Here is a 20,649-nt window from a genome sequence, read left to right on the forward strand (position 1 = left end):
CGCACCGCACCGTTCCGCCCGCACACGAAACGCGGTCTCCCACCGTCCCGCTCGGCCCATATCCCCCAATGAGGTTGCACGGTCTATGAACTCCCGTCAGCGCCGCGGCGTGATACTCCTGCTCCTGTCGATCCTGTGCGCCCTCGCCGCGTTCGCCGGCGTGCTCTCCGTCGTCAACGACGTGGAGTCCAAGGTCGGCCCCGAGGTCGGCGCGTACCGGCTGAAATCCGATGTGGCGCCCTACACGCCGCTCAGAACGGGCCAGTTCGAGAAGATCGAGATGCCCGAGCGCTGGCTGTCGGAGAACGCGGTCACCGACCTCGGCGACATCCGGGGCAAGATCGCCGTCACCACGCTGCGGGAGGGCTCCCTGCTGCAGAGCGACATGATCGTGAACCAGCCCGCCCTGCAGCCGGGGCAGCAGGAGGTCGCCATCATGATCGACGCGGCCACCGGCGTCGCCGGAAAGATCACGCCGGGCTCGTCGGTCAACGTCTACGCCACCTTCGAAGGGGAACGCGAGGGCGCCCCGGCCCAGTCGAAGATCATCGTGACCAACGCCAAGGTCCTCGACGTCGGCCGGATCACCGCCCTCGAACCCGACGGGAACGACCGCGGACGGCAGCCCACGGACGCCGTCCCCATCACCTTCGCGCTGTCCACCATCGACGCCCAGCGCATCACCTACGCCGAGTCCTTCGCCCAGCGGGTCAGGCTCGCGCTCGTCGCCCCCGGCGGCGACACCACGGTTCCCGAGCAGGACCGTACGTACGAACTCGCGAAGGACAAGTGAGAGGCCCGCATGCCCACGAGGATCCTCCCGGCAGTCGGTGACGCGGACGCCGTCCGGTCCATCACCACGCTGCTCAGCCAGCTCCCGGACGCCGAACCGGTGGTCCCGGTGACCGACTCCACCCAGCTCGTCGACACCCTCGCGCGCCTGGCCGCCGAGTCGATCGACGAACTGCCCGAGGTCGTGGTCGTGCACGAGCGGATCGGCCCGGTCCCCGCGCTGGAACTGATCCGCGAAGTGGCCCTGCGCTTCCCCGCCGTCGGCGTCGTCCTCGTCACCTCCGACGCCAGTCCCGGCCTCTTCCAGGCCGCGATGGACTACGGCGCCCGCGGCCTGGTCGCCCTGCCGCTCAGCTACGAGGAACTCGCCACCCGCGTCCAGGCCGTCGCCCAGTGGTCCTCCGGCGTACGCCGCCATCTCGGAGCCGGCAGCGACGTGCTCACCGGCGTCGGCGGCACGGTCGTCACCGTCAGCGGAGCCAAGGGCGGCGTGGGCGTGACCCTGACCGCCATCCAGCTCGCCCTCGCCGCCCAGGCGTCCGGCCGCAGCACCGCCCTGGTCGACCTGGACCTCCAGAGCGGGGACGTCGCCTCCTTCCTGGACGTCCAGTTCCGGCGGTCCGTCGTGGACCTCGCGACGATCACCGACATCTCGCCGCGCGTCCTGGCCGACGCCGTCTTCCGCCACGACACCGGCCTCACCCTGCTCCTCGCCCCCGGCGAGGGCGAACGCGGTGAGGACGTCACCGACCGCGCCGCCCGCCACATCGTCGGCGCCCTGCGCTCCCGGTACGAGGTCGTGGTCGTCGACACCGGCGCCCAGCTCGTCGGGGCCGGCGCGGCCGCCGTCGAGACCGCCGACACCGCGCTCCTGGTCACCACCCCGGACGTCGTCTCCGTCCGGGGCGCCAAACGGACGGTACGGATGTGGGACCGGCTCCAGATCCGCAAGGCGGAGGAGACCACGGTCGTCGTCAACCGCCACACCCGGGGTACGGAGATCCAGCCGCCCCTCATCCGGAAGATCACCGGCACCGCGGTCGCGGCCACCGTGATCCCCGCCAACTTCAAGGAACTCCAGTCCGTCGTGGACGCGGGCCGGGTCCACGAACTGGAGAACAGGAGCGCGGTGAAGCAGGCGCTGTGGACCCTGGCCGGAGAGCTGGGACTGGCCAAGGCCCCGGAGGGCGCCCAGAAGTCCGGCCGGCTGCGGGGGGACCGGCAGCGCGGAGACCGGCTGCGCGGAGACCGGGGAGCGGTGAGCCTCCGGCGGCGCAAGGACGGAGGGGGATGACGGTGATGAAGGGGGAGGAGCCGCGCTTCTGCCTGGGCCGTGACGGTGACCGTGAGGGCGGCCATGGCCATGGTCATGACCATGACCGTGGCCGTGGCCGTGACAGCGCCGGCAACCAGGGCCGTGACCGGGGCCAGGTCACCATCGAGTTCCTCGGCATGATCCCGACGATCCTCGTGACACTCGTGGTGCTGTGGCAACTCGTGCTGCTGGGATACACGTTCACCCTCGCGGGGAATGCTGCGGACGAGGCGGTACGGGCGGCCATCGCCGCTGACCCAGGCGCGCGCCAGGGCGCCTGCGAGGCGGCGGGGCTGGACAAGCTGCCCAGTGCCTGGGAGGGGGCGGCGACGGTGACGTGCGCGACCGGGGGCGGCTATGTCACCGCAGACGTGACACTGGGCGTCCCCGTCCTCTTCCCGGGCACCGCCACCTTCCCCTTCGAGGTGAGGGGGCACGCGGGCGCGGTGGAGGAGGAGGTGGGGGACTAGATGTCGTACGGGTACGGGTACGGGTACGGGCACAGGCGGCGGCGGGGCGGGTCCGGGAGGCCGGGGGACCGCGGGCAGGTGGCGATCGAGTACCTGGGCTTCCTGCCGGTCCTGATCATCGTCGCCATGGCCGCCGTCCAGCTGGGCCTGATCGCGTACACCGCCCAGCAGGCCGGTACCGCCGCCCGAGCGGGGGCCCGCAGCGCCTCGCTCGACGAGGCGGCCGGGCCGGCCTGCGCGGTGGCGGTGAGCGGCTGGCTGGCCGGGCGTACCGACTGCGGGGCGTCCGGGGGCGGCGACGAGGTCACCGTCACCGCCACGATCGGCATCCCGTCGATCGTGCCGGGCTGGGACTTCGGCCAGGCCACGAAGACCGCCACGATGCCCGTCGACCACTGACCGGAACGGATCGAACAGGACCTGACCTGACCTGACCTGACTTGACCTGACCGACCACTCGTCCACCCGCCCGACCAGCCAACTGTCCACCACCCCCAGGTGTCCACCACCCCCAGGTGTTCACCACGTAACCAGGAACGAGGAGCGCCGGACTCATGAGTCTGCGGTCACGTATCAACTCCCCCGAGGAGAAGGGCAGCCGGGGCGAGGACGGCCATCTGGTCGCCTCCTACCGCGCCAAGCTCCTCGAGGAGATCGACCTCGCGGAGATGAGTTCGCTGGCCGCCGCCGAGCGCCGGGCGAGACTGGAGCGGGTGCTCGGGCACATCATCAGCCGCGAGGGCCCGGTCCTGTCGACCGTGGAGCGCTCGCAGCTGATCCGCAGGGTCGTCGACGAGGCACTCGGCCTCGGCATCCTGGAACCGCTCCTGGAGGACGCCTCCATCACGGAGATCATGGTCAACGGCCCCGACGCGATCTTCGTCGAGCGCGGCGGACGCGTCGAGCAGCTGCCGATGCGCTTCGCCTCCCACGACCAGCTGATGCAGACCATCGAACGCATCGTCTCGACGGTCAACCGCCGGGTCGACGAGTCGAACCCGATGGTGGACGCACGCCTGCCGTCCGGCGAGCGCGTCAACGTCATCATCCCGCCGCTGTCCCTGACCGGTGCCACCCTCACCATCCGCCGCTTCCCGCGCTCCTTCACCCTCCACGAGCTGATCGGCCTCGGCTCGCTCGACGAGCACATGCTGTACCTGCTGGCGGGCCTGGTGCAGGCACGCTTCAACGTGATCGTCTCGGGCGCCACCGGCACCGGGAAGACGACCCTCCTCAACGCCCTCTCCGGCCTGATCCCCGAGGGCGAGCGCATCATCACCATCGAGGACTCCGCCGAACTCCAGCTCCAGCAGCCGCACGTGATCCGCCTGGAGGCGCGCCCCCCGAACGTCGAGGGCAAGGGCCGCATCACCATCCGCGACCTGGTGCGCAACTCGCTGCGCATGCGCCCCGACCGGATCGTCGTCGGGGAGGTCCGCGGCGGCGAGTCCCTGGACATGCTCCAGGCGATGTCCACGGGCCACGACGGTTCGCTCGCCACCGTCCACGCCAACAGCGCGGAGGACGCCCTGATGCGCCTGCAGACCCTCGCCTCCATGTCGGAGGTGGAGATCCCCTTCGTCGCGCTGCACGACCAGATCAACAGCGCCGTCGACGTCGTCGTCCAGCTCACCCGCTTCGCCGACGGCGCCCGCCGCATCACCGAGATCGCCCTGCTGGAGAGCCACGGCGGCGAACCGTACCGGCTGACCACGGTCGCCCGGTTCAACGCGCAGCCGATGGCAGGCGACGGCCGCATCCACGGCTCGTACGAGCACCACCCGCTCCCGCGCCGCACCGCCGAACGCCTCTACATGGCGAGCCAGCCCCTACCGCAGGCCTTCGGCATCGCCCGCTCCCCCGACCAGCTCACCACCCGAGAAGCCAGGTAGGACCGCCGCCATGGATCTGCAGGACCTGATCACGCTGACCACCGGCATCGCACTGCTGACCTGCGTCCTCGCGGTCGCCGGCGTGCACACGTACGCCGCGGGCAGGGCTCAGCGGCAGGAGCTGGTGGAGCGGCTGGCGTACACCGGGCAGGTCACGGTCGGCGGGCGCCGGCGCCACTTCCCCACCCTGGACCGCAGGCTGCGCCGCACCGCGTTCGGCAGGAAACTGGAACTGCGCCTGGTGGCGACCGGCCTGGACATCACCCCGGGCGAGTTCGTCGCCTACATGGTCGCCCTCGCCCTGGGACTCCTCCTCACCGGCCAGGCCGTCCTCGCCCCGTTCTTCGGCCCGCTGGCCGGCATCCTGGGCATCTGGCTGGCGTTCCAGTTCCTCGACTGGCAACGCCAGAAACGCATCGAGAAGTTCATCAACCAACTCCCCGAACTGGCCCGCATCCTGGCCAACGCCACCCAGGCCGGTCTCGCCCTGCGGACGGCGATCGGCATGGCGGCGGAGGAGCTGGAGGCGCCGGCCGGCGAGGAACTCGCCAAGGTCGACAACCAGTTGGCCCTCGGCGCCTCGATGGACGAGGCGCTGGGCGAGCTGGCCGAACGCCTCCCATCCCGCGAACTCGTCGTCCTGGTGACCACGTTGGTTCTCTCCAACCGGGCGGGCGGCCAGGTCGTCAGCGCCCTGCGGAACCTCACCGACACCCTGGAGGAACGCAAGGAGACCCGGCGCGAGGTCCGTACCCAGCTCTCCCAGGTCAGCATGACGTCGTACGCCGTCCCCGTTCTGGGGGTCGGCTCGTTGTTCCTGATGAACGGGGTGAAGGACGGCGCCCTGGAACGCATGACCGGTTCCCCGGTCGGCCAGGGCGCCGTGATCGTCGCCTTCGGCCTGTACGCGGTCGGCTTCGTCCTGATCCGCCGACTGTCCCGCATCGACGTATGAGGAGGGAGGAGTGAGCGACATGGGACTTCTGCTGGCGCTGGTGGCGGCCCTCGCCGTAGGGGGCGTCTTCGCCGGCGTACGCATGTACCGCGCCGACGCGAAACTCCCCGCCGACCTGGTCCTCGCCCTGGAGGTCGGCGCCACCCGCACCGGGGCGGTGGACTCGCTCGTGGACCGCATGGGCATGCGGTACGCCCCCGCCGTCCTGCGCCTCATGGGCCCCCAGCGGGTCGCCCGGTACCGCCGCAGGATCGACCTCGCGGGCAACCCGGGCGGCCTCACCATCGACCGCTACGCCGCCCGCCGCGCGGTCTACGGCTTCCTCGGCGGCTTCGGCTTCCTGGTCTTCCTCATGCGGGGGCAGTTCTTCGTCGCCCTGCTGCTGCTCGCCTTCGGCGCGTTCTGGACGGAGGTCGGCATCTGGTCGGCGATCCGGATCCGCCGGGACGTGATCGAGCGGACCCTGCCGGACTTCCTGGACGTCCTCGCCGTCGTCGTCAGCGCGGGCCTCGGCTTCCGGCAGGCCCTGGACCGGGTCGCCACCAAGTACGAGGGCCCGTGGGCGGACGAGCTGCGCATCACGCTGCGCCAGATGGACCTCGGCATGAGCCGCCGCCAGGCCTTCGCCGAACTGCGCCGACGCAACGACTCCGAGCAGGTCGCCATGTTCGTCACGGCGTTGCAGCAGGGCGAGGAACTCGGCGCCCCCATCGTGGAGACGCTGGTCGCCCTCGCGAAGGACATGCGCCGCACGGACGCGCAGAACGCCCGCCGCAAGGCGGCCCGCGCGGTCCCCAAGGCCACCATGATGATCACCACGTTCATGGTCCCGGCCACGATGATCCTCCTCGGCGCGGGCCTGATCCTGGGCTCCGGCACCGACTTCGGCTCGATCACGGGCGAGTAGCGGGACGAGGGCGAGGACAAAGGACGAGGACAAAGGGCGAGGACAAAAGGCGAGGACAAAGGACGAGGACAAAGGACGAGGGACGGTGAACAGCAGGATGGCGACGACCGGGGAGCGCAGGCCGCGCTCAGCACGCAGGGGCCGCAGGGGTTTGCTGTGCCGGTGCCGCACCCGGCGGTCCGGGCCCGGCATGCCCCCGGCGGACCGGACCGCCCCGCCCACACCTCCACCCCCGCCCACACCTCCGTCCACGCCGGCATTCGGGTCCCCGGCCGTCGACCTCCAGATCAACGCACTCCAGTCCCTGTGCCGGCAGGTGCTCGGCTTCCGGCTGGCGGTGATCGCGCTGGCCGCCCCCGCCGCCCTCCTCAACGCGGGCCCGGGCTGGGGCGTGCGCCTGGTCGGCATCGCGGTCGTGGTCACCTTCATGGCGTCCTACGTCCTCGTCCGGGACTGGGAACGCTTCGGCCCCCTCCTCCTGCGCCACCCCGCCCTCCTCGCCGTGGACACCCTCTTCGGCGCCCTGCTCCTCATCTCCGCCGGCCCCGGCAGCCTCCTCGCGTACGCGGGCGTCTGCACCCCGCTCCTCGCGGGCCTGGTCTACGGGTGGCGGGGCGCGGCGGTGTTCGCCTCCCTCCAGGGCCTGATCCTGCTCCTGGTCCACGTGGCCCTGGCGGACGCGGACCCGCCTGCGGGCCTCACGGAGACACTGTTCCTGCCGGGCCTCTGCGTCATCACGGGCGCGGTCGGCTCCAGCCTCCGCAACCTCATGCTCCGCTTCGGCGCGGCCACCCGGGCCCTGACGGCGGTCCAGGCCCGTCTGGCCGCCACGGAGGCGGTCAGCGAGGAACGCGCCCGTCTGGCCCGCGAGATGCACGACTCGGTGGCGAAGACCCTGTACGGCGTCGCCCTGGCCGCCGACGGCCTCGCCGACTCGGCGAGCGCCGGGCCCGTGAACGCGGCGCGAGTACGGCAACAGGCGGAACTGGTCGCCCGCTCGGCCCGCCGCGCCGCCGCCGAGTCCCGCGCACTCCTGTCGGACCTGCGGGGAGGGACGCCCGGGGACGCGGGCGTCCGGCAGGGCGGCGGCAAAGAGATCCTCACCGAACTGGCAGCCCACACAGGCATCTTCAGCGCCCGCACCGGCCTTCCGGTGTCCTTCCGCCGGACAGGCGATGACGAGGAGGCCGGGACACCGCCGCACCCCGTACCCGTCCCGTTCACGGTGGCCCGCCAGTTGCTCACCATCGTCTCGGAGGCCATGGAGAACGCCCACCGCCATGCGCACCCGACACGAGTCACCGTGAGTGCGGGCGTCCACGACGGCCTGCTCCGCATCACCGTCCACGACGACGGCCGCGGCCTCCCGCCCGGCACGACCCTCGAACAATTCCGCAGGGACGGCCACTTCGGCCTGGTCGGCATGGTCGAGCGTGCGGCGGCGATCGGCGCCCGCATCCGCATCGGCCGAGGCGCCCACCCCCGAGGCACGGAGGTCCGTCTGGAACTCCCGACAGCGCCCACGAGACCACTCACCAGCCCCGGCCCCAGCCCCAGCCCCAGCACCCGCGCGCCAGCGGAGGCGGCCCGATGACCCAGACGAAGCAAACGCCACGGATGACGACGAACCAGGAACCCCCGCCCACTGCGGCCCTGCGGGTCCTCGTCGCCGACGACAACCCGGTGGTCCGCGCCGGCCTGACGGCCCTGCTCTCCGGCCGGGGAGGGACAAGGGTGGTGGCGGAGGCCGCAGACGGCCGGGAGGCCTGCGAGGCGGCCCGCGACCACCATCCGGACGTCATCCTCCTCGACGTCCGGATGCCGCGCATGGACGGCATCTCGGCACTTCCGTACCTGGTGGGGATCGCGCCGGTGGTGATGCTCACGTACAGCGGGGAGCCGGAGGTCGTCGAGGAGGCGCTGCGCAGGGGAGCGGGTGGTTACCTGGTCCACGGCGAGTTCACGGCGGACGAACTGGTCGCGGCGGTGAGGGGCGTCAGCCACGGCCGCCCCCACTTCACCCCCGCGGCGGCGGAAGCGCTGCTGGCCCAACTCCGCAAGACCCCCTCGGGCCCGCCCCTGCCGGACGGCCTGGGAGCCCGGACGGATGCGACTGCATACGAACTTTCCAACAAGAAGACGCAGCATATGGACCCGCAACAAGCTGGACGACCAGGTGTATTGGATACGCAACGACCCATCCCCTCATCCGTTTCTCCACAAAACCTTTCGCAACTGCAACCGGATGTGGGACAGTCGTCAGGGTGGACAAGCGGTCGGCGTCCGGCCGTTCCCGACAGGCCGAGGTTCCAACTGAGCAGCAGGGAGGCGGAGATCATGGACCACATCGCATCCGGCATGAACAACCAGCAGATCGCCGCCACTTGTTTCATCAGCGAGAAGACGGTCAAGAACCACATCAACCGCATCTTCGCCAAGCTGCACAGCACCAGCCGTTCCGAAGCCGCCGCCAAGTGGCTCGGCACGGCCCCGGACTCCGCACGAGGACTGGGGTGACCTGTGGTGACGTCAGGGAGGACGAAGCGGCGGCCCGGCAACTGGGCCCGGGATTGGGTCCTGGGGCCCTCTGGCGGACTGCGAAATTCGCCGTACGTTGCTGATATCGAATGCGGCACCCTGAAGGAAGCCGCAACCGCGTCAGCCGGAGGGGAACACCATGAACAACTGGATCAACACCACGGTCACACACCTCCAGTCCCGCGCCGCCCGCAACGACAGGGGGCAGACCGCGGTGGAATACCTGGGGATCATCGCGGTGGTGGTGGCGATCGTGCTGGCCATCACGGGGACGAGCATCGGGCAGACGATCTTCAATGCGATCACGGACAAGATCACCGAGGTAACCGGCGGTTGAGGCGGTCCCGCAGGTTCGGCGACGCAGGGCAGGCCTTTCCCATCTACCTGACAGTGGTGGGGGGCCTGCTCTTTCTCGCGTTCGCGTACTTGGCGGTCGGGCAGGCCGCGGCCAACAGGAACGGTGCTCAGACCGCCGCAGACGCGGCAGCACTGGCTGCGGCGCAGGACAGGCGCGACCAACTCGCCGGTGCCTGGGTCGAGGAACTCCTGGACCCGACCAAGTGGCAGGCGATCTTCGACGGCAGCGCGGAAGGGCTCGCCGACTCGTGCTGGCGCGCCCAGGAACTAGCCGCACAGAACGACGCGGTGGTCCGGGGATGCGTGCCGAACGGGTTACTGGGCTACACGGTCGAGGTCGAGACCACCGACACCGTGGGGGACTCCATCGTGCCCGGCACCGAGGACATGAAGTCGCAGGAGACGGCCACCGCGGTGATCGATCCCCGCTGCGCCTTCGATCCCCTGACTGAGGACGCGCCTGAGGACACACTGCCCCTGCTCACCTGCAAGGGGGGCGCAGAGTGGGAACTGGATCCGGAAGATCCGGTGCAACTCCTTCCGCAGCCCGAGGACCTTTTCGATGTCCACCTGGCCGACTGACCTACGAACCACGAGTGAATAAGGAAGCAGAGGCATGAGCATTCGGTTCACGACGAAGGCCCAGAGGGGGATGGCCGCGCTGATCGTTGCGGCCGGACTGGCCCTCGGGGTGGCTGGCTGTGGTGGGGGCGGAGACGACGGCAAGAGCCCGGAGCAGTCGGTGCCCGCTTCCAAGGGTGACGGGTCCAACCCGAGTGCTCAGGAGGGGCCGACGGACGAGGTCCAGGTCGAACTGAAGGGACCTGACGGCCTACTGCTTCAAGTCACCTCCGTGGGCCGGGATGCGGGAGGTTTCGTCACCGTCAACGGCATCTTGAAGAACGAGAGCGGCAAGACACTCACCCTGCCCGCGCAACTGAGTGGCAACGAGACCGAGGTGATCAGGAACGGTCAGTCCCTCGGCGGAGCGACGCTGGTCGATTCCAAGAGCAAGAAGCGTTACTACGTTCTGCGTGACACAGAGGGGCGCCCCCTCACCACAACGGGGATCAGCCGGGTCAAGTCCGGTGAGACCGTGCCTGTCTTCATGCAGTTCCCGTCGCCTCCGAACGAGACGACCGAGGTGACCTTCCAGTTGCCGATGTTCGCCACTGGCGACATCACGATTTCTGGATGAGGCCGCCAATGACCCGTTTGCGCAACCGTCTGGAGGCCCCACGCCTCGCAGCCGTAGCAACCACCGCAACCGTCCTGGTGGCCACCACCCTCTACGGCGCCGCCGGCACCGCCGCCGCCGACGACCCCAACGTCCCCCCAGGCACCGAGGCCACCGCCTCCGCTCCGGTCGAACTCGACCCCAACGACCCGGACCTGAAACTCCCCGACGGCGCCACCCTCGCCGAACCGAAGGTCCTGGACATCAAGCAGGTCGTCGAGGAGCAGAGCGGTGACGAGCGCCGCGAGGACACCAACACGGAGGTGACGTTCGCGCTGCAGGCGGAGGTACTGTTCGGCAAGGACAGCGCGAAACTCAGCGCGCAGGCCAGGGCCCGTATCGGCGCGATCGCCGAGGAGATCAAGAAGCAGAACGCGGCGAGGATCCGCGTCTTCGGCTTCACGGACAACCTGGGCTCCTCGGCCCACGGCGACGTCCTGTCCCGCCGGCGCGCGAGCGCCGTCCACACCGTCCTGGACCAGAAGCTGAACGACTCCGACGTCACGTACGAGGTACGCGGCTATGGCGAGCAGTACCCGATCTCCGACAACTCGACGGAAGCCGGCCGCAAGAAGAACCGCAGGGTCGAGATCACGTTCCCCCGAACTGAGAACTGAGAACCGAAAACTACTAAAACACTCGTGCGATTCCCGGATCTTTGATCCGAGCGAAGTTCCGCCTTCCTGCGCACGTGGTCCTACTCGTAGACACGCACCAGTCCTGTACATCTCCCGACGTAACGCGTTGAATGTGGTGAGTTACTGACTTTTGCGATCGAAAGCGGTTGATCATGGCGGTAACGCCAAGGCCCGACAGGTTGACGGCAGCAGTAGACAAGGATTCGCGTCCGGCGGGATCAGCCACGGTTGACAGCGCCTCGGAACCTCTCGCCTCGCCGGTCAATTCGCACAACGAGTGGGACCCGCTGGAGGAGATCATCGTCGGGCGTCTCGACGGCGCGACGATTCCCTCCGACCATCCGGTCGTGACCTGCAACATCCCGCCATGGGCGGCACGGATGCAGGGACTTGCCGCCGGTTTCAGGTACCCGCGCCTGTTGGTCGAGCGGGCGCAGCAGGAGCTCGATCAGTTCGTCGCCCTCCTGGAGTCCCTCGACGTCACCGTCAGACGCCCGGACGAGGTCGACCACCGGCGACGCTTCAGCACCCCCGACTGGTCGTCACGCGGCTTCTGCAACACGTGCCCGCGTGACAGCATGCTCGTGATCGGGGACGAGATCGTCGAGACCCCAATGGCATGGCCGTGCCGGTATTTCGAGACCCACTCCTATCGCACGATCCTCAAGGAGTACTTCCGGGGCGGCGCGCGCTGGACGGCGGCTCCCAAGCCGCAGCTCACCGACGAACTCTTCGAGGCGGATTTCCGTATCCCCGAGGTCGGTGAGCCCATGCGCTACATCCTCACCGAGTTCGAGCCGGTGTTCGACGCGGCGGATTTCATGCGCGCGGGACGCGACCTGTTCGTCACGCGGAGCAACGTCACCAACCGGATGGGCATCGACTGGCTGCGCCGCCATCTCGGGCCCGGTTACCGCATCCACGAGATCAAGAGCCGCTGCCGCACCCCCATGCACATCGACACGACGTTCGTCCTCCTCGCGCCCGGCAAGGTACTGGTCAACCCCGAATACGTCGACGTCGACCACCTGCCCGACGTCCTGAGCTCGTGGGACGTCCTGATCGCCCCCGAGCCCTGTCCGATCGACGAGCGTCTGCTCAAGGTCACTTCGATGTGCGGCAAGTGGCTGAGCATGAACGTTCTCATGATCGACGAGAAACGGGTCATCGCGGAGCGCCACCACACCGACATGCTGCGCGCACTCGAGAAATGGGGCTTCGAGCCGATCCCGTGCGACCTGCTGCACTACGCACCGTTCGGCGGCTCGTTCCACTGCGCGACCCTCGACATCCGGCGCCGCGGCACACTCGAGTCGTATGCCGATTGACGACCCACCGGTCACTGAGGTCCCCTCCCCGAAGTGCGAGGGGAGGGAGCGATGGGGGCAGGATGGCGGTGCTCCGGTGCGTCACGCCGTGCAAGACCAAATGACGACGGATGCCGTGCGGATGCCGTCCTACCCAGTGAACCCGGCGCTTCCTGCGGCAACGCCTTTGGCCTACGTCGGCGCCCGGAGCATCGACGGTGCCGGCGTGCGTAACGGCTCCGTTCCAAGTGGGCTGAACGGCAACGGGTTTGGTCGGATACGCCCGGCAAGTCGTCACTGATCTCCCTGGTGTCGTTACGCATCGCTGGATAGCGTTGGTTCGCTCGAGAGACGCCTCGCCCCACCGGGAGCCGAAACCGTGAACCGCCGCCGCCCCACCCTGCTCGCAGCGCTCGCGCTGACCGCCGCCACGGCGCTGACGCTGTCCGCGTGCGGCGGCAGTGACGAGGAGGGCTCCGCCAAGGACAAGGGCAGTGACAAGATCGCGGGGGCGGACACGGGGAGCGAGAAGAAGTCGTCGCCGAGTCCCAGTGCTTCGGCTGCTGCGGGACGCCCGAAAATCGAGTTTCCCTCGGATGCGGAGAATGTTTTCGAGTACGAGAAGACGGGCGACCCTGTGAAGGACGCAGTCCTCGCGGACAGTGTATTGAGCGTCAACTCTGTCGATGAAGCGATTTTTGCTGGCAGTACGGACACCGAGGCGCTCGGCTTCTACAACGCGGAGAAGGCGCTGAGCGGCTCGATCGCTTATGCGCTCGGATACATCAAGAAAGACGACACCTGGGTCGGTGAAACTCGTTACTTCGACTACAAGGTGAGCCTGTCTGGGGCGGACGAGGCCTATGTCACTTACTGCTCCGACGAAAGTAAGTCGTTCATCAAGAACAAGAAGACCGGGAAAGTCGAGGACACGCCGACGACGGCAGACAGTTACGTCCTCTACAGCACCAAGCTAGAGAAAAGCGCTGACGGCGTCTGGCAAACCACCGACGTCGCGTCGAACCGGGGGAGCAAGGAGTGTCAGCCGTAGGAAAAGCAGTAAGGGTCGCAGCTCTTTCCGCGCTCGTTTCCATCCCCGCGCTTGTGGCACCTGCGGCGTTTGCCGGCGGGCGTGGGGAGAACGGTACACGAGAGGGGACGCAGCAGCAGGCCGAAGCTGGTGATGATGGCACTGTTTCGGTCACGGTGGGTGGTGTGGTCTTCGATCGTTCGAAGAACGGGAGCGGCGACTCCGCGGGTGCGTTGAGGGCGTCTACGTCGTGGTCGCCGCCGCCTTGTTGGTATGCGCCGAAGTACTCGCCGGAACAGTTGCAGGAGTACTTGGAGCCGATCTGGGAGGCCGGGTCGACGGGGCACGAGTGGGATGCCGCGCAGCGGAAGAAGTATCTGAATCCGGACGAGCCGGAGAAGGACTTCAACAAGGACAGGACCGGCGAGGGGTACTGGTGGGGTTCCTACGTCAATGACAGTTTTCCCCCGGGCTGGGATTCCTGTGACGAGGACTACTTCTGGGTGGAGCAGGGTGATCCCCCGCCGGCCGGCATCGAGAACGCGGTCACTCCGGAGGTTCTCGCGGAGCTCGCCTACGCGGAGATCCGTGTCCCGGGTACGGAGGTGACGCTGGCGCCTGCGGAGGCGGCGAAGGTGAATCTTCCGACGTGGGCGTGGCTGGACGGGGCGGAGTTCAAGCCGGTGTCGGTCACCGCGTCCGTGCCGGTGATCGGTATTGAGGCGACGGCCACGGCGGTGCCGGTGTCGCTGGAGATCGAGCCGGGCACGCCCGACGCCCGGACGTTCCCGGCGTCCGGGGTCTGCGGGATCGACGGCGGCCGTATCGGGGAGCCGTACGCCAAGGGCAAGGCGGAGCGGACCCCGCCCTGCGGGGTGGAGTACCTGCGTTCCTCGGGTGAGGGCACCTTCCCGCTGCAGGCCACGGTCACCTGGGAGATCGAGTGGACCGGCACCGGCGGTGCGGGCGGTGACCTTCCCGACGGCAGTTTCGGTGCCACCCAGGACGTCGTCGTCCAGGAGATCCAGGCCGTCAACCGCTGAACCACATGCTGAAAGTCCGGAGGCAGTCCGGAACCCGTCATCGTCGGATTCCGGACTGTCCGGGTGGCTGACATCTACGTCGTCAGCGCACGAGGCCGAGCGACGACGGGAGAGGGCACGTCGGGGCCATGGGTCCCGCCGTCCGAGCGGCCTACAGCAGGTGGTCGGCTTTGCCGGCCTTGATCTCGAGGATGAGGGTGCGGAGGGCTTCCCGGGTGTCGGTGAGGGGGCGGTCCTCCTGGCCGGCGACGGCGACGTAGGCGTTGCCGTCGGGATCGGTGCCTATGCGGAAGCAGTTGGCGCCCTCGGCGCAGAAGGATTCTTCCCAGGTGATGTCTGCCATGGGGATACTCCTCAGAGGTCGCTGGCGATGGTGTGGATGAAGTCGCGTGAATCGGCCGATGAGAGCGATGCCTCTTCCATCCAGTCCAGGTGCGCACGGTACTTGGCCAGTTGGGACTGGCCGTGAAGGAACTCGGGCCCATGAGCCGAGTCCAGTTCCGCCGTGTCGAGTTGGGGTACGGCCGCCTCCGCGTAGGTGAGGCCTTGGCCGGCTCCGGGGAAGGCTCCGGCCTTGAAGCGGATCACCCGCACGTCGATGTTCGCGAGTTCCGACAGGTCGCAGAGGTGGCCGAGCTGCGCACGCATGGTCTTCGTGCCGCCGAACTCGACGCGTAGTGCGGCCTCGTGCACGTAGCCGACGTACGTGATCGGGGCTTCCCGATGCAGAACCTGCTGACGCTGCATGCGATGCGCCACTCGCAGTTCGATCTCGGCCGGTGACAGTGGCGGCAGGGCGGCGGCGAACAGCCTGCGTGCATAGGCGTCGGTCTGCAACAGGCCCGGCACGTGCAGGGCCAGTCCGCCCCGGACTCGCCTGGCCCGCCACTCCATCTCGGCAATGTCCAGCAGTGCTGCGGGAAGTTGACCGCGATAGGACTCCCACCAGCCTCGTGTCCGGTCGCCGGCCATGTCTGCGAGGGCCTCGACGTACTCCTCGTCGCGGCAGTCGTAGTTGCACGCGAGGGTCCGCAGACGTTCGGGAGTGATGGTCCGGACCCCTGCCTCGATATTGGAGATCTTCGCCCGATCGAGGCCGAGCAGCCCGGCGGCGTACTCCGTCGACACCTCTGCTGCGAGACGCATCTTCCGCAGTTCCGCGCCCAGTCGTCGTTGGCGTTGAGTGGGCGTTGCCCTCGGCGGCATCTGTCACTTCCTCCAGTGGTCGCGGCGTCAGTCTGCCCCTTGCCGGCTCGATGGGTCCACCCACAAGAGTGGTAAATCCGACTACTTAGTGGCAATGTGTCACCTCTGTGGTCTACCTTCAGTGATGCGGTAGACGCGATCCGTGACGTCCGGAAGTGCGTCACGCGAGCTCACCCGCACTCTCCGCCCTGGGAGGGGTGTGCCTGCGTCAGGAAGACAGGCCACCAGCGGGACCGCATCACAGACCAGCAGTCACCGCTCAGCAATCAGTTCTCAGTCAAAGGGAGTTGCCATGGCTGACCGCTCGTCCCTCTGTCCGGTCGCCGCGCCCGTCGACCGGCCGTTCGCCCCGCCTGCCTCCGACACTCTTGCCTACAGCTTCACGCTTCCCGCCGCCCCGCAGAGCCCCGCGATCGCCCGCTCGGCGACGAGGGCGATCCTGCGGTCCCACGGCCTGGACGACGTGATGGACGCCGCGGTGCAGGTGGTGGGTGAACTGCCCGCGTGCTCGTGCCGGTTGGCGCCCGCTGCCGAGGTGTACGTCTCCCTCCGCTACCGGGACGACGCCCTCCGCGTGGTCCTCTACGACACCCACCCCCGCCACACGCACCCCCCGGCTGGCTGCGGCTTGCGACGCCCGCCGCTGAGCGGCGCTCCGTGTTCTGGCCTGCGTGGTCAAGGCCTGTGCGGGGACTGAGGCTTCGGGGACGCGCGGGAACCGGGCGGAGGCATCCGGATGTGGGCGGTTCTCCCCAGGGGCGGTGCACGCGCGTACGCGGCCGGGGGCTCTCACCGCTCCCGCTCGTGACGTGCCGCTCGGCTGCCGCGACCAGGGTCTGATCCGGCCCGACTCGAACGAAAGCCCCTAGGCGCGCGGCGTGGCGGGCGCCGCCTTCACGGTGTCGGGGCCGGGAGAGCTCGTCACCACTGTCACCCGCACCCCTCGCCGCAGCCCCCATCCCGCCATCGCCCCGGCCTCGGACTCGACGACATGCCGCGCCCGCACCCTCGGCAGTCCCAGCCGTCCCGGAGCCATGGTGCGTACGGCGATGACGCGCAGACGCCGGTCCAGATAGGCGACGTCGATGGGCATGCGCATACGGAAGGTGTGGATGCTGTTGGCGGGGGAGAGGAGCAGCGCGCCGTCGAGCGAGTCCCGTCCCAACAGCCCTCTGGTGCGGGCGCGGTAGGAGGCGGCGATCTCCAGGGACACTCGCACGTCCGGCCACCCCTCGTCACCCGGCACGATCAACTCCCCGTGTCCGTCCCGCCAGGCTGCCATCCCCACCCCCTCTTCCGTCTCTTCGGTTTTTCGATCTCCTACGTTTCTTCCCTTCCCTCCATGGTCAGTTGCCGCGGAGGCGGGCCGCAAGGGCGGCCAGGGTCTGGGCGGTGTCGGTCAGGCTCTCCACGGCGGCGTCCAGGTCCGAGGCGAGGCGGGGTGCCGGGAGGGCGGCGGTGGGCGCGGAGGGAACCGGCGTACCCCGGTAGCCGATCGGCCCCTCGTTGTAGCGCTGGTAGTAGCCGGTGAACCCCTTGCCGGAGGGGGCCTCGACGAAACGGACCCCGGTGAGCTGCGTCTCGCTCCCGCCGGAGTTGCGGGTGATGTCGAGGCGGTAGTGACGGAAGGCGGGCATGTCGGCGCGGGGACGCAGGAAGAACTCCCGCGTCTCGAAGCGGTCGGTGAACCTCTCCCCGATGCGCACGTCCAGGGGGGTCCAGGCAGTGCCGTCGTGGGACCCGAGGAGGGTCCAGTCGCGGGGATCGCGCTCGGCGCAGTCGTTCGCGGAGGTGAGGGTGTACGAGGTGACGGCGGCGGGACGGGCGAGGGTGAAGTCGAGCAGGGCGACGTCGTCGCCGGCCAGCCACTTGTCGCGGGAGTCCTCGATGAGGTTCTCCGCGATCTCGCCGACCTCCTCGAACTCGTCGCTCGCCTCGACGCCGGTGGCCTCGACCTCGTTCGACAGGGTGTGCAGCACGGCCACGCCGGAGTTCCCGCGCTGGTCGCGCCAGGTCACCCGCTCCACGGGGGCGGGGCCGCCGTCGTCCACCAGGAGCCGCAGTTCGTGGGAACGGTGCCAGTCACCGCCCCAGCCCTCCTCGGTGTGGAAGCGGTGCAGGTGGTGCGAGCCGGAGACCGGGGCGTTCGGCATGCCCTCCGCGTACGGCCACCTGCCGGTGAGGCGGCCCCGGTACTCGTACGCCGTACCGTCGGCGGCACGGTGGACGCCGTGGAAGTCCGACATGGTGGACTGGAAGCTGATGGCCGTCTCGGTGCCGTCCTCACCCTTCCAGCTGAGCTGCGCGGGCAGCGAGTGCTCGTCCCGGTCGATGTGGAACAGCAGCCGGGGGGCTGCCTGCCAGGAGCGGGACGGGGAGGCGTGGGCGGAACGGCGTTCGGTCCGGTACGTGAAGACCGAGTCCCGGGCGGCCTCCGTATTCCGTGCACGCTCGGAGCGGCCCCGCTGGGCGACGGGGTCCAGAGTGATCCGGTAGAGCCAGAACATGCTGCGGGCCTTGGCGGAGGAGCGTATCTCCAGGGTGTTGGTCCCGGCCTTGAGCAGATGTCCGGGCACCGCGAAGACGTTGTCCTGCGGGAGGTCGCCGCCACCGGGCACGGTGAGGCCCTCGGCCAGCGCCTCACCCTGGAGCAGGACGTCGACGGGCGCATACCCGGGCTCGGGGCCCAGCTTGGAGACGAGGGCGGTGACGGTGAGCGTCGCCTGGGGGATGTCCTCCGGGTCCTCCACCTCGAACTCCATGGTCACGGACCCGCCTGCGCCGAGCACCAGATGCGACCCGGCGAACCGGCCGTCCTCGTGCCGGACATCGGCGTTGGCCAGCCGGGCCGGACTGACGGAGAAGTCCGCGTAGGTGGCTTCCATACTCATGGCAACAACTCCTGATGGCTCGTCAACAAGGTGTGGCACAAGGAGAAAAGGCGACTTCAACCGCCACGACCGGCCCCACGAACAGTGAACCTAGCGCCCTCCTGTGACAACGCCTCCGGTCGGCGCCGGAGACCGGGCATCGGGGTGTCTGCTTGCGTAACGGCCCCGTCCCAGGAGAGTGGAGGGGCGGAGGATTTGGTCGGATACGCCCGGCAAGTCGTCACTGATCTCCCTGGTGTCGCTACGCATCGCTGGATAGCGTTGGCTCGCTCGAGAGACGCCTCGCCCCACCGGGAGCCGAAACCGTGAACCGCCGCCGCCCCACCCTGCTCGCAGCGCTCGCGCTGACCGCCGCCACGACGCTGACGCTGTCCGCGTGCGGCAGCGGCGACGAGGAGGGCTCCGCCAAGGACAAGGGCAGTGACAAGATCGCGGGCGCGGACACGGGGGGCGAGAAGTCGGCTCCGCCGAGCCAGTCATCGGGACCGGCCGCTGCGGAACGCCCGAAGATCGAGCTGCCGTCCGATCTTTCCCATACCTTCGACTGGCCCAAGACCGGTGACAAGGAGAAGGACGCGATCCTGGCGGACAGTGAGGAGTCCATCAAAGCGGTGCATCTCGCGATGGCGAACCAGGATGCCCTCGACGATGCCTATCTCTACTATCACGAGGGGGAAGCTGCTGCGGAGACGGAGGAGTTCATCCAGGCATACGTCAAAGAGAAAGCCAGGGTGACGGGCGCCTACCGCTACTACAACGCCTCCGTCGACATCAGCGACGACAACACAGGGTCGCTTGTCTACTGTGAGGACCAGGGCAAGGCCTACGACATGTTCTTGAAGGACGAGGAGGTCAACAAGACTCCTGTCACCAAGAATAGTTATGTGCTCTACAACACACGGCTTCAGAAGAATGACGAGGGAGTCTGGGTAGTTACGAAGCTGCTCTCTCAGAGGGGGAGTGACCGGTGCCAGCCCTCTGCCTGACCTCACGCGCGCTCATGGCTCCCGTTGTGATCGGAGCGGTGCTGCTGGGGGGTTCCTCTGCTTTTGCCGACAACGGGATCGGCGGTGGAACCCGAGGCCCGGCGCCCAGCGCGGACGTTCACGGCGATGCCGCCGATGACGGCACACTTTCTGCCGGCGTCGTCGTCATCGACCGAAGTAACAATGGTTCGGGCCAGAAATCTGGACCGGTTTCCCCTGCCACGAACTGGACACCACCGGCCTGTTACTACGCTCCCAAATACACCCCGGACCAGTTGCAGAAGCACCTGGAACCGATCTGGGAAGCGGAGTCGACGGGCTACGAGTGGGACGCACGGCAACGCGATCGCTACGTCAAGGGCGAGCCCTACACGGACTTCAACAAGGAGAAGGCCGGCGAGGGCCACTGGTGGGACTCGTATGTAACAGCCGGTCGTGAAGGCGATCCAGGTGCTACCGACTGCGACGAGCCCGTTTTCTGGGTGGATGAGAACGACGACCCGCCGGCCGACATCCCACAGGCGGTCACCCCGGAGGTCCTTGCCCAGCTCGCCTATGCCGAGGTCCGTGTTCCCTCGACGGAAGTGGCTCTGGCGCCGGAGGGCACGACCAAGGTGAACCTTCCCACCTGGGCATGGCTGGACGCAGCACAGTTCAGGCCGGTCTCCGTCACGGCCTCGGTTCCGTTGCTGGGCATCGAGGCGACGACCACTGCCGCACCGGTGTCCGTGCAGATCGAGCCGGGCACGCCGGATGCCGAGGTCCATCCGGCGTCCGGTGTCTGCGAGATCCGGAGCGGCCGGATCGGTGAGCCCTACGCCAAGGGCAAGGCAGACGAAACCCCGCCGTGCGGCGTGACGTATCTGCGCTCCTCGGGAGACGACTCGTACGAGCTCACGGCCACGGTCACCTGGAAGATCGAGTGGACCGGAACCGGCGGTGCGGGCGGTGACCTTCCCGACGGCAGCTTCGGCGCCACGCAGGACGTCGTCGTCCAGGAGATCCAGGCCATCAACCGCTGAACCACGCGCTCCTCCTAAAGAGGGTCCTCTGCTCCGGATGCGCCACGAAATACGGAACCTCTC

The 20,649-nt window shown here is 68.6% G+C and carries 23 protein-coding genes; 19 read left to right on the top strand and 4 right to left on the bottom strand.

The window, feature by feature from the left end:
- Window positions 1-85 precede the first annotated feature (85 nt).
- From cpaB to ORI94_RS25015, 16 genes are all read left to right on the top strand, one after another.
- Entirely contained in the window at window positions 86-793 is a 708-nt protein-coding gene (gene cpaB / locus ORI94_RS24940) for a Flp pilus assembly protein CpaB (RefSeq protein ID WP_266079531.1), read from the top strand.
- Between the two features lie 9 nt (window positions 794-802).
- On the top strand, window positions 803-2,086 hold the full coding sequence (locus ORI94_RS24945) for an AAA family ATPase (protein ID WP_266079533.1): 1,284 nt from the start codon (window positions 803-805) through the stop codon (window positions 2,084-2,086).
- A gap of 158 nt (window positions 2,087-2,244) precedes the next feature.
- Entirely contained in the window at window positions 2,245-2,577 is a 333-nt protein-coding gene (locus ORI94_RS24950; RefSeq protein ID WP_266079699.1) for a pilus assembly protein, read from the top strand.
- Window positions 2,578-2,976, top strand: coding sequence for a TadE/TadG family type IV pilus assembly protein (locus tag ORI94_RS24955; RefSeq protein WP_416237890.1), 399 nt, complete (start codon window positions 2,578-2,580; stop codon window positions 2,974-2,976).
- Window positions 2,977-3,131: 155 nt separating this feature from the next.
- Window positions 3,132-4,469, top strand: a complete 1,338-nt coding sequence (locus tag ORI94_RS24960) for a CpaF family protein (protein ID WP_042175704.1) — start codon at window positions 3,132-3,134, stop codon at window positions 4,467-4,469.
- A 10-nt stretch (window positions 4,470-4,479) separates the two neighbouring features.
- Window positions 4,480-5,424: a type II secretion system F family protein gene (locus ORI94_RS24965; RefSeq protein WP_266079539.1), complete on the top strand. Its 945-nt coding sequence runs from the start codon at window positions 4,480-4,482 to the stop codon at window positions 5,422-5,424.
- A 19-nt stretch (window positions 5,425-5,443) separates the two neighbouring features.
- Window positions 5,444-6,331, top strand: a complete 888-nt coding sequence (locus ORI94_RS24970) for a DUF5936 domain-containing protein (RefSeq protein WP_266079541.1) — start codon at window positions 5,444-5,446, stop codon at window positions 6,329-6,331.
- A gap of 97 nt (window positions 6,332-6,428) precedes the next feature.
- Window positions 6,429-7,925: a sensor histidine kinase gene (locus ORI94_RS24975; RefSeq protein ID WP_416237896.1), complete on the top strand. Its 1,497-nt coding sequence runs from the start codon at window positions 6,429-6,431 to the stop codon at window positions 7,923-7,925.
- A 23-nt stretch (window positions 7,926-7,948) separates the two neighbouring features.
- Window positions 7,949-8,848, top strand: a complete 900-nt coding sequence (locus ORI94_RS24980) for a response regulator transcription factor (RefSeq protein ID WP_266079545.1) — start codon at window positions 7,949-7,951, stop codon at window positions 8,846-8,848.
- A 160-nt stretch (window positions 8,849-9,008) separates the two neighbouring features.
- Complete coding sequence (locus ORI94_RS24985; protein WP_266079547.1) at window positions 9,009-9,206, top strand: Flp family type IVb pilin; 198 nt, start codon at window positions 9,009-9,011, stop codon at window positions 9,204-9,206.
- Window positions 9,203-9,808, top strand: a complete 606-nt coding sequence (locus tag ORI94_RS24990) for a pilus assembly protein TadG-related protein (protein WP_266079548.1) — start codon at window positions 9,203-9,205, stop codon at window positions 9,806-9,808. Before ORI94_RS24985 ends, ORI94_RS24990 begins: the two co-directional genes overlap by 4 nt.
- A gap of 34 nt (window positions 9,809-9,842) precedes the next feature.
- Window positions 9,843-10,424 carry a hypothetical protein gene (locus ORI94_RS24995; protein WP_266079550.1) on the top strand — a complete coding sequence of 194 codons (582 nt, stop codon included), beginning with the start codon at window positions 9,843-9,845 and terminating at the stop codon, window positions 10,422-10,424.
- Window positions 10,425-10,432: 8 nt separating this feature from the next.
- Window positions 10,433-11,080 carry an OmpA family protein gene (locus ORI94_RS25000; protein ID WP_266079552.1) on the top strand — a complete coding sequence of 216 codons (648 nt, stop codon included), beginning with the start codon at window positions 10,433-10,435 and terminating at the stop codon, window positions 11,078-11,080.
- 173 nt (window positions 11,081-11,253) lie between these two features.
- Window positions 11,254-12,429 (top strand): amidinotransferase, encoded by a 1,176-nt coding sequence (locus ORI94_RS25005; RefSeq protein WP_416237891.1) that lies wholly within the window; start codon window positions 11,254-11,256, stop codon window positions 12,427-12,429.
- Window positions 12,430-12,787: 358 nt separating this feature from the next.
- Window positions 12,788-13,459 (top strand): hypothetical protein, encoded by a 672-nt coding sequence (locus tag ORI94_RS25010; protein WP_266079554.1) that lies wholly within the window; start codon window positions 12,788-12,790, stop codon window positions 13,457-13,459.
- Window positions 13,447-14,481 (top strand): hypothetical protein, encoded by a 1,035-nt coding sequence (locus ORI94_RS25015; protein ID WP_266079556.1) that lies wholly within the window; start codon window positions 13,447-13,449, stop codon window positions 14,479-14,481. The genes ORI94_RS25010 and ORI94_RS25015 overlap by 13 nt, the downstream gene beginning before the upstream one ends.
- A 151-nt stretch (window positions 14,482-14,632) precedes the next feature.
- Here ORI94_RS25015 and ORI94_RS25020 read toward each other — a convergent pair whose 3' ends face one another.
- Together ORI94_RS25020 and ORI94_RS25025 are read right to left on the bottom strand one after the other, a co-directional pair.
- A complete protein-coding gene (locus ORI94_RS25020; RefSeq protein ID WP_266079558.1) occupies window positions 14,633-14,824 on the bottom strand; it encodes a hypothetical protein in 192 nt (63 codons plus the stop codon).
- An 11-nt stretch (window positions 14,825-14,835) separates the two neighbouring features.
- Window positions 14,836-15,687 (bottom strand): helix-turn-helix domain-containing protein, encoded by an 852-nt coding sequence (locus ORI94_RS25025; RefSeq protein ID WP_266079560.1) that lies wholly within the window; start codon window positions 15,685-15,687, stop codon window positions 14,836-14,838.
- 292 nt (window positions 15,688-15,979) lie between these two features.
- On the opposite strand from ORI94_RS25025, the gene ORI94_RS25030 reads away from it, so the two are divergent.
- Entirely contained in the window at window positions 15,980-16,384 is a 405-nt protein-coding gene (locus ORI94_RS25030; RefSeq protein WP_323056087.1) for an ATP-binding protein, read from the top strand.
- A 168-nt stretch (window positions 16,385-16,552) separates the two neighbouring features.
- Here the strand turns inward: ORI94_RS25030 and ORI94_RS25035 are convergent, their stop codons facing one another.
- Together ORI94_RS25035 and ORI94_RS25040 are read right to left on the bottom strand one after the other, a co-directional pair.
- Complete coding sequence (locus ORI94_RS25035; RefSeq protein WP_266079562.1) at window positions 16,553-16,969, bottom strand: DUF192 domain-containing protein; 417 nt, start codon at window positions 16,967-16,969, stop codon at window positions 16,553-16,555.
- A gap of 64 nt (window positions 16,970-17,033) precedes the next feature.
- Window positions 17,034-18,578, bottom strand: a complete 1,545-nt coding sequence (locus ORI94_RS25040) for an alpha-1,2-mannosidase (RefSeq protein WP_266079565.1) — start codon at window positions 18,576-18,578, stop codon at window positions 17,034-17,036.
- 305 nt (window positions 18,579-18,883) lie between these two features.
- Between ORI94_RS25040 and ORI94_RS25045 the strand changes: the two genes are divergently transcribed.
- Window positions 18,884-19,564, top strand: a complete 681-nt coding sequence (locus ORI94_RS25045) for a hypothetical protein (RefSeq protein WP_266079567.1) — start codon at window positions 18,884-18,886, stop codon at window positions 19,562-19,564.
- Window positions 19,546-20,586, top strand: coding sequence for a hypothetical protein (locus ORI94_RS25050; protein ID WP_416237892.1), 1,041 nt, complete (start codon window positions 19,546-19,548; stop codon window positions 20,584-20,586). Before ORI94_RS25045 ends, ORI94_RS25050 begins: the two co-directional genes overlap by 19 nt.
- Window positions 20,587-20,649 lie beyond the last annotated feature (63 nt).

The sequence above is a fragment of the Streptomyces sp. NEAU-W12 genome (assembly GCF_026242095.1).
In the GTDB taxonomy this organism is placed as follows: domain Bacteria; phylum Actinomycetota; class Actinomycetes; order Streptomycetales; family Streptomycetaceae; genus Streptomyces.